10 protein-coding genes are annotated in these 11,580 nt (G+C 71.0%); 7 read left to right on the forward strand and 3 right to left on the reverse strand.

The features are described from left to right. Nucleotides 1-706: hypothetical protein (locus tag E1264_RS01735; RefSeq protein WP_207935666.1), on the reverse strand; the 706-nt coding region annotated here is incomplete at its 3' end. Then, nucleotides 703-2,223 carry a hypothetical protein gene (locus E1264_RS01740; protein WP_132168848.1) on the reverse strand — a complete coding sequence of 507 codons (1,521 nt, stop codon included), beginning with the start codon at nt 2,221-2,223 and terminating at the stop codon, nt 703-705. The genes E1264_RS01735 and E1264_RS01740, both read right to left, overlap by 4 nt. Before the next feature lie 638 nt (nt 2,224-2,861). Here E1264_RS01740 and E1264_RS01750 point away from each other — a divergent pair. From E1264_RS01750 to E1264_RS01780, 7 genes are read left to right on the forward strand one after another with little or no spacing between them, the layout of a single operon-like run. Then, on the forward strand, nt 2,862-4,148 hold the full coding sequence (locus tag E1264_RS01750; protein WP_132168852.1) for a hypothetical protein: 1,287 nt from the start codon (nt 2,862-2,864) through the stop codon (nt 4,146-4,148). Nucleotides 4,149-4,162: 14 nt separating this feature from the next. Next, nucleotides 4,163-5,113 carry an aldo/keto reductase gene (locus E1264_RS01755; protein WP_132168854.1) on the forward strand — a complete coding sequence of 317 codons (951 nt, stop codon included), beginning with the start codon at nt 4,163-4,165 and terminating at the stop codon, nt 5,111-5,113. Continuing rightward, nucleotides 5,110-5,853, forward strand: coding sequence for an AAA family ATPase (locus E1264_RS01760; protein ID WP_132168856.1), 744 nt, complete (start codon nt 5,110-5,112; stop codon nt 5,851-5,853). Before E1264_RS01755 ends, E1264_RS01760 begins: the two co-directional genes overlap by 4 nt. Next, nucleotides 5,840-6,553: a hypothetical protein gene (locus E1264_RS01765; RefSeq protein WP_132168858.1), complete on the forward strand. Its 714-nt coding sequence runs from the start codon at nt 5,840-5,842 to the stop codon at nt 6,551-6,553. The genes E1264_RS01760 and E1264_RS01765 overlap by 14 nt, the downstream gene beginning before the upstream one ends. A gap of 1 nt (nt 6,554) precedes the next feature. Further along, nucleotides 6,555-7,028, forward strand: a complete 474-nt coding sequence (locus E1264_RS01770; protein WP_132168860.1) for a CYTH domain-containing protein — start codon at nt 6,555-6,557, stop codon at nt 7,026-7,028. Continuing rightward, nucleotides 7,025-8,098: a FomB family phosphonate monophosphate kinase gene (locus tag E1264_RS01775; protein WP_132168862.1), complete on the forward strand. Its 1,074-nt coding sequence runs from the start codon at nt 7,025-7,027 to the stop codon at nt 8,096-8,098. Before E1264_RS01770 ends, E1264_RS01775 begins: the two co-directional genes overlap by 4 nt. After that, complete coding sequence (locus E1264_RS01780; RefSeq protein ID WP_132168864.1) at nt 8,095-8,961, forward strand: NAD(P)-dependent oxidoreductase; 867 nt, start codon at nt 8,095-8,097, stop codon at nt 8,959-8,961. Before E1264_RS01775 ends, E1264_RS01780 begins: the two co-directional genes overlap by 4 nt. Nucleotides 8,962-8,982: 21 nt before the next feature. Here the strand turns inward: E1264_RS01780 and pepN are convergent, their stop codons facing one another. Beyond that, nucleotides 8,983-11,535: an aminopeptidase N gene (gene pepN, locus E1264_RS01785; protein WP_132168866.1), complete on the reverse strand. Its 2,553-nt coding sequence runs from the start codon at nt 11,533-11,535 to the stop codon at nt 8,983-8,985. Nucleotides 11,536-11,580: the final 45 nt, after the last annotated feature.

The raw sequence follows: 11,580 nt of genomic DNA on the forward strand, positions 1-11,580 counted from the left end.
GGCGGGGGCGGACGAATCCCAGGTCGTTGGACATCTGCCGGGCGCCCCGTTCGAGGAACCGGCAGAGCAGCGTCGACTTCCCGCTCGCCTTCTCGCCCATGAGCAGCAGCCCGCGCCCGCGGTAGTGGCAGGCCGCGGCGTGCACCTGGCACAGCCCGAGCAGGCGCAGGCAGGTCCGCAGCGGGTACTTGAGCACGTGCTCGGTGTGCGAGGCGTCGAACGCCTCGTCCGGCCGCAGGTAGTACATCGTGTGCGCGTCGCGGTCGAAGACGGTCAGGCCGGTGAACGGCTCGTAGTGCCGGATCACCGTCTGCCCGGGACCCAGGTCGTGGCGCGCGACGCTGAAGTCCCCCGGCCAGCGGCGGACCGGGGTGGACGCCACCCCGTCGGCCTCCAGCGCCGCCACCAGCTCGTCCGCGACGGCGCCGAACCGTTCCACCATCGCGCTGACCACCCGCCAGCGACCGGCCTCGGGGCGTGCGCCGCCGCCCGCGCCGTTGGCCCGGATGCCGGTGCTGTCGGTGATCTCGGTGATGTCGCAGTACGGTCCGAGGATGGTCTCGGCGATCCGGATGCCCTGCCGATGGTCGCTGTGAAAGTCGATGCCCGTGCCCGCGATGTCGATCCGGACGCCGTGCGCTCCGAGCGCGGCGGCCTCGGCGGCCCGGGTCAGGCGCGAGACCAGGTGGTGGGCACTGTCGGTCATGCGCGCACCCTCTCCTTGTCGAGAATGCGGTCCATGATGTGAGCGGTGCCGGCGAGCGTGGTCCAGACGTAGTTCTCCACCCCGGACCGGCCGCTCCGGGATCCGGGATCCGCGGCGCGCCGGGCCAGCTCCGCGAACGCGGCGTGGTCGCCGGATTCGGCGAACCGCACGACGCCGCCGGGCAATTGCGTTCCGGGCAGGTCTCTGAGGGCGGCCAGCGCCGTCCGGAGCGAGGCGCGGGCGGGCTCGTCGAGCGGCGCGGACAGGACGTCCAGCCAGCAGGCGCCGCGGGCGTCGCCGGTCCGGGGCCGCAGCAGATACGTCAGGTTCTCGCGCAGCGCGGGAAGCCGCAGTGCCTCCTCGTACTCCACCGTGACCCGGTGCACCGGAACGAACCGGTCTCCCCACGGGAAGCTCTCGGGGTCGGCCAGAGCCGCGAAGGCGAACATTCCTCCGTGGGGCTCGCCGAGATTCTTCAGGGCCGCGGTGGCCCGCGCGGTCGGCACGACCGACAGCACCTGCGCCAGCCTGTCGGTGCCGAAGGGGAGGGCGGAGACGACGAACCAGCCCGCCAGCGCGGTGAAGTAGTCGGCCACCGCCTCGGCGGACCGGCGGTCGCCGAAGATGTCGACGTCGCACAGCTCGCTCAGGGCCTGGTCGAACCGCGCCATCAGCTCGGTGACATACCGGCCAAGCGCGGGTTCGCCATCCCACAGGCGGGCGATCGTCTGCGCATGGACCTGCAGCGAGTACAGCTCCAGCGTGGCGATCCCGGGGGTCGCCCAGCCGTCCACGAGTCCCTGCGGCAGGGGGCGCTGCGTGCAGGCGTGCCAGTCGTCGATCTCCGGTGGGTGCGGCCGCTCGCAGGCCATCGCGGCGTAGTCGTCCGGCAGCCGCGCGGGGGGCGGGAACCAGTTCAGCACCGTCGCGTGCACGTAGTCGTGCGATCCGAAAAGGATCAGCTTCCAGAGCGGCTCCAGGACGCGCTCCAGTTTCGCGCGCCCCTCGGCCCCGGCCTTGGCGACCTGGCCGAGCAGGCCGGAGTCGAGGACGACCACCGGACGGATCACCTGCCAGCCGAGCCCGGTGGAGTCCGCGGCGTACTGGATCGACAGCGCGTACCGGAACCGCAGCCCCTCGACCTGGTAGGACGAGACCGCCTCCAGCCGGATCGTGTCGCGGACGTCGGCGGCCCGGTAGAGGTGGATGCGCTCGTTGACGCCGGTGGCGACGAACGTGTCGGTCTCGATGGTGTCGGTGAGGAGCATCGGCGCCGACAGGTAGAGGACCCGCTTGCAGGCGCTGTTGCGGTTGAAGAGGTCGAGGGTGTCCAGACCGGAGTTCTCGCTCCAGGCGGTGTGGTAGGCCCGCAGCGCGGCGGCCTCGTCGTCCGCCAGGGCCTCGATCGACAGTCCGCGCGGCAGCCGCATGGCCTCGACGACGGCCTCGTCCGGCACATCCGGTTCGACCAGCCATTTCGCGTAGTCGAGTTCGGCGGTCACGAGGCCGTTGTTCACTAACTCAGGTCCACGGTTGTTCGCCATATCGTCCCCCGCGCTCCGATCCCTAAGGCGGCGTCTCCGCTGCGGGCCACAGTTCCCCCATAACCCCAGCGAATGGTGATCATCGGACTTCTGCGAGCCATGGATCGTGCAAGCCGGGCTTCTGCCGGCCGCTCGCAATTCCCGTTCCGTCTCAACCAGAAGCCTAGGAGCCTCCGCTGATCGGATGCAAGATCCCTTCGAGTCTTAATGACTTCACATATCGCGTCCACCCGGCGGCGCATTGCCGACTCAGCGGCTATTACTTTTGCGTCTCTTCCATGTTCTGACCTGGCCTTTTATAGATCCTCGACCGGTCAGCGGCGAGCCGGTCCGACCACATCAGGACCCGGACACGACCGCCTTTCACGCAGTCAGAACAGAAGCATCGGACGCAGATCACAAGCCTTGCGAATACTGCGGGCAATATGCGAGACTGCGGCGAACTCCAGCCGAGAACGGGGTGACGGCATCATGAAACTCGGCATGGAGATCCTTGTCCTCCCGCCTTCAAGTTGCGTGCTCAGGGGAATGCGTACCGGGTTACCGTGCGCGCTCGAACATGCCATTTCGTTCGGGTGACGGCGGCGCACTGATTGTGGAGTTACCTAGGCATGGACCTCGATGTGGACGCGTTCCACGGTTTATACCGGCAGGCCATCGCGCTCTCCCCCGCGGAGACACCGCCGACGCGCAGCGCCGAGCACACGATGGGTGCCGCCGTGGACGCCTACGCGTTCCAGCGGCTGCCTGCGGACCTCCTGGACATGGTCCTGGACGCCGGGATGAAGCTGGAAGTGCACGGCATCCATCCCGACCACTTCACCGCCGTGTGGCCCGGAGCGAGGCTGATGCACCCCGGGCACCTGTTCGGGCCGGGGAAGGTCTTCAACATCGTGCGCCCGCGCTTCTTCGTCAGTGACGGACCGGGTCGCACGGGCTCCGCCGGCCGGACGCTGATCATGGCGGTGCCGCCGGGGCGCGACTACGTCCTCCACAACGCCCGGATCGTCCGCCAGTACCTCCAGGCGCGGGGCCTCGATCCTGGGCTGCTGCGCAGCGTGGTCCGCTACCCCGACGCGGAGCGCGGGATCGCGGAATGGACCGGCCTGCCGCGCCTCGTCCGTCCCGGTGACCGCGTGCTCATGGGATACGTCAGGGAGGTCGTCTCCCATTGGCTGAGGCGGGGCGCGGCGGTCACCGACGAGGACGGCAGCGACTACTACGGGGTGACCCGCCTGCTGCTGCCCAACGGCGAACGGGTCTGCGCCCTGGGCGTCCGCTTCAGCTTCTGGGGTTCCATCGCGGCCAACCTGGCCGTGGCCTGCGCCGGGGCGGGCGCCGACGAGATCATCTACGCCGGGAAGCTCGGCACCCTGGCCTCGCCCGACGACATCTACACGCGGCTCTTCGTGCCGTCCGGCTACCTGCGCCTGACCGGCCCGCCCGAGCTGCTCAAGGAGGCCGACGCCCCGCGCAACGGCGTGCTGGAACATTTTCCGCACCTGTCCACCGGGCTGCACATGTCGGTGGCCACCGTGCTGGAGGAGGACCTGGCCCAGCGCGCCCTGGGGATGGGGTACGGCGTCGAGTCCATCGACAACGAGATATCCCAGATGGCGCACGCGATCGCCGCCTGGAACAGTGCGACCGGCCGCGCCGTCGCCTTCTCCTGCGTGCACTTCGCCACCGACTACCTGCGCCGCCCCGACGAGCCCGAACGGCCCGGCAGGTTCGACCTGACCACGCACCGGCACGGCGGCGCGCTCCGGCTGAAGCGGAGCATCCTCCGGCGGGTCTCCCGGCTGCTGTTCGAGTACTACATGACCGACTCCACTGGCTGGAACGCGGCCGGGCCCCCCATCCCGGCGGGCGCCTCCCGTCCGGTGAACGACGAGTGATTGGACGGACGCACATGGTCCTGCGGCGCGACTTCCGCGGCATCCCGGTCTCCACGCTGGGCATCGGGTGCAGCAACTTCGGGAAGCGATGCGACGAAGCCACGGCGGGCGAGGTGGTGAACACCGCGGTCGATCTCGGCGTCGACTTCTTCGACGTCGCCGACGTCTACGGGTCCGGGACGGCGGAGGGCATCCTCGGACGCGCGCTGGGCCGCCGGCGCGACGAGGTCCTGATCGCCACCAAGTTCGGCCATGCCACCAAGGAGGCACGGGCGCCGCACGAGAGGGGCGGGCACCCGGAGAACGTGCTGCGCTCGGCCGAGACGAGCCTGCGGGCGCTCGGCACCGACCGCATCGACCTCTACCAGATCCACGAGCCGGACCCGTCCGTCCCCGTCGCGGACACTCTCGGCGCGCTCCGCACGCTGGTCGAGCAGGGCAAGGTCCGGTGGGCGGGATGCAGCAACTTCTCCCGCGCCCAGCTGGAGGAGGCCCGGATCGCCGCGAAGGAGGCGGACTTCGACGGGTTCCTCACGGTGCAGAACGAGTACAGCCTCGTGAACAGGCAGGCCGAGGACGACGGCGTGCTGGCGTTCTGCGACGAGAACGGCCTGGGCTTCATCCCGTACTTCCCGCTGGCGAGCGGGGTGCTCACCGGCAAGTACCGCAAGGACGCCCGCATCCCGGAGGGCTCGCGGGTCGCCCGCATGAAGCCCGACAAGCTCTTCCGGTTCTTCACCCCGGCCGCCCTCGACATCGTCGAGGAGCTCGCCGCGTACGGGGAGCGGCACGGCGTCGGCGTCCTGGAGCTCGCGCTCGGCCTCCACATCGCGAGGTCCACCACGCTCAGCGTCATCACGGGTGCGATGTCGGGCGACCAGGTGCGCGCCAACGTCGAGGCGATCGACGCGGCGGCCGGGCTGACCGACCGGGACATCGAGTTCGTGAGGAGCCTCCCCAAGTGACCGCCGGCCGCTCGCGCGGTCTGCTCGTCTCGGTCGAGGGCATCGACGGCTCGGGCAAGTCCGAACTGGCCGCGTCACTGGCCGCGCGCCTCGCGGAGGAGCACCGGGACGCGCTGCTGCTCGACCGGCACACCGCCACCGCCGGCCTGTCCGGCTATCTCGCCGACCACCTGGCCGGGCTGCGCCGACTCATCTGGGAGTACCCGCCCGGCGCGGTGACGTCCGACCTCGGCTTCCACCACTGGACGGGCCTGATCGGAGCGTGGTTCCACGGGCTCGACCACCTCGTGGTGCGGCCCGCGCTGGACGCCGGGCGGCCGGTCGTCGCGGACTCCTGGTTCTACAAGTTCACGGCGCGGTTCGCCCTCACCGCCGGGCACTCCGATGCCGGGGAGCCGTTCGTCGGCGTGTCCGTGCCGGACCTGGTCATCTGGCTCGACGTGCCGCCCGAGACCTGCGCGGACCGGCGGCCGGACGCCAGGGCGACCGAGCGCGGCGAGTGGCAGGGGCTCGCGGACGAGCCGGACGCCTTCACCACGTACCAGCACCGCGTCCGCGGCGCCTACCGCAGGCTCGCCGCCGCGCACCAGTGGTGCCGCCTCGGCCCGATGGACCTTCCCGAGCTCACGGAGCGGGCCCGCGAGCTGGTCGAAAGCCGAAGCGAACCGATCGGTGCCGGGCGCCGGCCAGGTCCGGTGCGCAGTCGAGGAGAGGAGAACGACGGCGATGACCGAGCGTGACACGATGCGGCGTCCAGCCGATGGCCCGAGCGCACCGGCCGACGAGATCGGTGCCGTGGTCAGGGAGGCGGGCACGATCGACTGGGCGGACACGGCATCGGCGAGGCGGGCCACCGCACGGATCCTGGAACGCCTCGCCGCGCGGGAGGGCCTGCTGGCCGCGGCCGTCACGGCGCTCGGCGAGGGCGAGGGCGGATCCGCCGGCGACCGCGAGAGCTATCCGAACATGGACAAGCTGGTCCTGTGGGCCAGCGCCGACCGGGCGATCAGGCTGCGGCTCCACCTGTTCTGGCCCGGCTACGACGACCGTCCGCACAACCACCGGTGGTCCTTCGCGGCCCGCCTGCTCGCGGGGCGGTACCAGCACGCGCTCTACGGGGAGGAGGGCGAGGTCCTCGCCCGCGCGCGCGAGGGGGACGCCCGCGTCCCGCGCTACATCCACGACGTGCCGACCGGTGGTGACTACTTCCTGGACCACCGCCTGGTGCATGGGCTGTCGACCGACGAGATCACGGCCTCGCTGATCCTCCGCGGCCCCTCGGTGAAGGACGGCTACTTCACCCTGGACGGCCCGCGCGGCGAGGTCACCTGGAGTTCGGGGGCCGCCACCGAGACGGCGCAGGAGCGGACCGCCAAGACGATGAGCCCGGAGCGCTTCGCGACGGTCGTCGCGAAGCTGACCGACCTGGGGGTGATCTGACATGCCGCTCGAGATCGAGCGCAAGTTCCTCGTCACGGGCGACCCGCCGGTGGACGGCGCCGAGACCAGGCTGATCGAGCAGGGGTACCTGCCCACGGGCGAGGGCGGCACCGAGGTGCGGATCCGGCGCAACGACGACCAGTGCCGCCTGACCGTCAAACACGGCAGCGGGCTGGTGCGCACCGAGGTCGACCTGACGATGTCTCCCGCCGACTTCGACGCCCTGTGGCCGCTCACCGAGGGCGCACGGGTCACCAAGGTCCGCCACAAGGTCCTGGACGGCGGCGTGGAGATCGAGGTGGACGTCTTCCAGGGCGGGCTGCGCGGGCTGTGCGTGGCCGAGGTGGAGTTCGCCGACCGGGACCAGGCCGGGCGGTACACGCCGCCCGCCTGGTTCGGCCGCGAGGTCACCGGGCTGCCGGAGTTCGGCAACCGCTCGCTGGCCCGCAACGGCCGTCCCGGAGGTGACCGGTGATCCCGCTTCCGCCGGTGCCCGAGCTCGACGAGCTGCTGGACGAGGCGGGCGCCGACCTGACCGCCCGGGTGGTGGATCTCAACCTGGTCCGCGTCGGGATGCGCAGCAACCTGCCCGACTTCGCGGGCTACTCCTACTTCACCCGGTTCGTTCGCGACGGCGCGCCGAGCGCCGACTACTGGGTCGACTGCGTCGATCTGGACCGGACGCCCGTGGACGAGGCGCGCCTGAACGACCTGGCCGACCGGACCTTCCGCGGTCAGCGCTTCCGCACCGGGTTCTATCTGACGTCCTACTTCGGTGCCCCCGCGTATCTGGTGTCGCGGGGCAGCCGCTTCGCCGTCTTCGGGCGCCGCCTGGAGAAGACCGTCTGGCCGTACTTCGTCAAACACCTGCTCACGGCCTACGCGGCGGACAACGGCCTGCTGCATCTCAAGGCGGCCGGTTTCGCCGATGCCGGCGGCCAGGGCACGCTCCTGTTCGGGCGCGGCGGGGCCGGGAAGACCGTCTTCCTGGCAACAGCGTGCGCCGAAGGCGGCGCGTTCCTCACCAACACGCACGCGCTGCTGCGCGGCCGCCAGGCCCACGGGGTACCGGCGGTGATGCGGATCCGCGACGACGCCTGCTTCGCCCCGCTGATCCGGAACGCCGGGCTCGAAGGGCACCTGGAGGACAACGAGTTCAAGGCCGATCCCGCCCGGCTCTTCCGTACCACGGTCGACTCGGCCACCGTGCGCAGCCTTTGCGTGGTCGACTACAGGCCGGACCGCCCGTACGGCATCCGGGAACTGAGCGCCGCGCAGGGCCACGACTTTCTGGAGCAGTTCGCGTTCGCCGTCAGCGCGTACGGGCTCAAGGACGACCTGCTCGCCCACTACGACGGTGACCTCGACCCCTACCTGGAGGCCTACTCGCGCATGAGAGAACAGCTGCGGGACCTGACGGAGCGTTGCTCGATATTTCATGTGAACATGGACATGCTGAATCCGGCCATGCGCGACGAGGTGCTCGGCACCGTGCTCGGCGGCGGCCTGCCCTCCCGCCGGCCGCTGACGGGAGGACGAGCATGAGCACGATCGCCGTGATCGGCCTGGGCGCCATGGGGAGCCGGATCGCCGGACGGCTCCTGCGGCGGGGTCACAAGGTGCGGATCTGGAACCGCGGCCCGCGCGACTTCGCGGACCTGCGCGGCGCCGGGGCGCAGTGGTGCCAGTCCCCCGCCGCGGCGGCGGACGGCGCCGAAGGGGTCGTCCTCATGGTGTCGGACGGAGCCGCGCTGCGGGCGGTCTCCGAGGGCCCCGAAGGCGTGTTCGCCGCGGGCGGGACGCCCCTGCTGATCCAGATGTCCACGGTGTCGCCCGCCGATCTGCGCGCGTTCGCGGAGACGGCACCCGACCCCGCACGCGTGATGGACGCGCCGGTGCTGGGCAGCGTCGCGGAGGCGGAGAACGGATCCCTGCAGGTGCTCGTCGGCTCCGCCTCGGAGCTGTTCGGCGTGTGGGAGCCGTTCCTGCGCGACCTGGGCACCCCCACCCACCTGGGCCCCTATGGCTCGGGCACCGCCGCCAAGCTGGTGGCCAACTCCTCGCTCTTCGGTGTGCTGTGCGTCCTGGGCGAGTCCATGCGGCTCGCGGAGGGGCTGGGCCTCGACACGGACGCGACGTACCGGCTGCTCGCGCTCACGCCGCTGGCGGCCCAGGCGGAGCGCCGCCGCCCGGCGCTGGAGGCGGGCGACTTCCCCGCGAGGTTCGTGCTGGAACTGGCGTTGAAGGACTGCGGTCTGGCCGCCGCCGCGGCGGCCGCGGCCGGACTCGACGTCCGGCTGCTTCCCGCCACACGTACCTGGCTGGAGGACGCGGGGCGCGACGGCTGGGCGGGCCGGGACTACACGGCGGTGCTGGCCCGGATCAAGGGCGACGAACCACCCGCCTAGGTCGCCTGGCGCCCCGCCTGCCTAGGTCACCGGATGGGAGGTCGCCTGGCGGGCTCCGGCGTCCAGGTCCCGTCCCCTCAGGGCGCGGGCCACCTCGTCCAGCCCCTCCAGCAGCAGGCGGCGCAACGCCGCCGGGATGGATCCGTCCTTCAGGTACGTCTCGGTGCGCGCCACCGTCTCGGGCTCGACGGCGTGACCCGGATAGGCGTCCCGGGCGAAGTGGTGGGCCATGTCCACGCTCCAGTCCTGCCAGATCGCGCCGACGACCTCGAAGAAGGCGTCGCGATAGGGCCGGAGCAACTTCGCGTGCTCCGGCTCGGAGAAGCCTTCGAGAAGCGCCCGGAACTCGGCGTTCGAGAGGTCGCCGCCGCAGATCCGCCGCCAGGCGGAGTCCTTGGCGTCCGGGGTGGGAACGGCGGCCGAGCAGCCGAGCGCGAGCAGGTTCCCCGAGGCGCTCGGGTCCCGGTCGAGCTGCCGGGCGATCTCCGCCTGCCCGGCCTCGCCGCGGACGACGAGGCGGCGCAGCGCCGTCCAGCGCAGGTCGACGTCGAGATCCAGGCCCGGCACGCTCCGCTCTCCGTCCAGCAGGGCCCGGATGGTCGCCAACTGGCCGGCGGAGGTGGCCGTGCGGAGGAACGACTGGAACAGGCACAGCTGCAGCTCGGAACCGGCGGCGACCGTCCGCGCACGCTCCAGCAGCGCTCCCGCCATGTGTTCCAGTGCCGCGTCACGGTGCGCCGGGTCGGCGAACCGCACCAGCGCCTCCCTGGCCTGCCGCAGCAATGACTGGACGACCCCCACGTCGTCCACGGCGCCGGCGGCGATACCGTCGATGACGAGCCGGGCGTAGGTGCGGGCGGGCAGTTCGGCGTCCCGGCACATGTCCCACAGCGCCGCCCAGCAGACGGCGAGCGGAAGGTCCGCGCGGAACTCGCCGATGTGCGCCGCCAGGGTGGCCAGCGACGCCGCGTCGTACCGCACCTTGGCGTAGGTGAGGTCGTCGTCGTTGAGCAGCAGCAGGTCGGGCCGGGGCTCACCGGCCAGCGCGGGCACCTCGGTGCGGGCGCCGACCACGTCGATCTCCACCCGGCGGCGGCGGACCAGCCCGGCCGGGGTCAGGTCGTACAGCCCGACGGCCATCCGATGGGACCGGAGCACCGCGGCTTCGGACGCGGCCTCCTGAACGACGGTCAGGCTCTCCAGCCGGCCGCCGGAGTCCACGACCGGCTCGGGGCGCAGCGTGTTGACGCCCGCCGTCTCCAGCCACTCCCTCGACCAGGTCGCGAGGTCCCGGCGCGAGGTCTCCTCCAGGCACGCGAGCAGGTCCGGCAGGGTGGCGGTCCCCCACGCGTAGCGCCGGAAGTAGTCGCGCACGCCGCGCAGGAAATTGTCCGACCCGACGTAGGCCACCAGCTGTTTGAGGACGGACGCGCCCTTGTAATAGGTGATGCCGTCGAAATTGGCCTCGACCGAATGGATGTCGGGCATGCTCGTGACGATCGGATGCGTCGACGGCAGCTGGTCCTGCCTGTAGGCGATCTCCTTGGTGGCGCTGGCGAAGGTCGTCCACGCCCCCTGCCAGCGGGTCGCCTCGGCCTGGCACAGGACGCTCATGTACGTGGCGAAGGACTCCTTGAGCCACAGGTCGTCCCACCACCGCATCGTGACAAGGTCGCCGAACCACATGTGCGCCAATTCATGCAGGATCGTCACGGCCCGGCGTTCCCGTGCCGCCTCGGTGACCCTCGAACGGAACAGGAAGTCCTCTTTGAGGGTGACGCATCCGGCGTTCTCCATCGCACCCGCATTGGCCTCGGGTACGAACAACTGGTCGTATTTGCCGAACGGGTAGGGGCGGCCGAACACCTCTTCGTAGAAGCGCAACCCCTGCCGGGTGACGTCGAAAATCTCCTCGGGCTCCACGTCCGCGGCGCGTGACGCGCGATAGTAGAGCGCCATCGGGACCCGGCCGTCACCGTAATCCGCGGTGACCGATTCGTAATGCCCGGCGACGATCGCGGTGAGGTAGGTCGGCAGCGGCTCGGTGGCGGGGAACCGCCAGATCCCGCCCGTCTCTCGGACGGGCTGGGTGCACGAGACCACCGTCCAGTCGGGCGGGGCGGTGACCGTGAAAGTGAACCTCGCCTTCAGGTCGGGCTGGTCGAAGCAGGCGTATACGCGGCTGGCCTCCGCGCACTCGAACTGGCTGTGCAGGTAGACGCGGCCGTCCGGGGGGTCGACGAACCGGTGCAGGCCCTCGCCGGTGCGCGAGTACGGCAGCTCCGCGACGACCGTCAGTTCGTTCGCCGCGCGAAGGCCGGAAAGGCTGAGACGGCCCGTCCGGGAATCGTAGTCGCCGCCGTCGAGAAGGCGGCCGTTCAACCGGGCCGCCGACACCGCGGCACCGTGCAGATCGGCGAAGGTGTCGGCGGAAGGATCCGCGCATTCGAACCGCACGGTCGTGGTCGAACGGAACGTCTCGGCACCGGTGAGATCGAGCTCGATCTCGTATTCGCGAACCCGGAGCAGCGCAGCGCGCCGAAATGCCTCGTCCTTGGTGAGCCGGCTCGCCATGACGATCATTCCACAACGTGCACAAGGACATCACCAGTAGCCGAT

This window comes from Actinomadura sp. KC216 (assembly GCF_004348535.1).
In the GTDB taxonomy this organism is placed as follows: Bacteria; Actinomycetota; Actinomycetes; order Streptosporangiales; family Streptosporangiaceae; genus Spirillospora.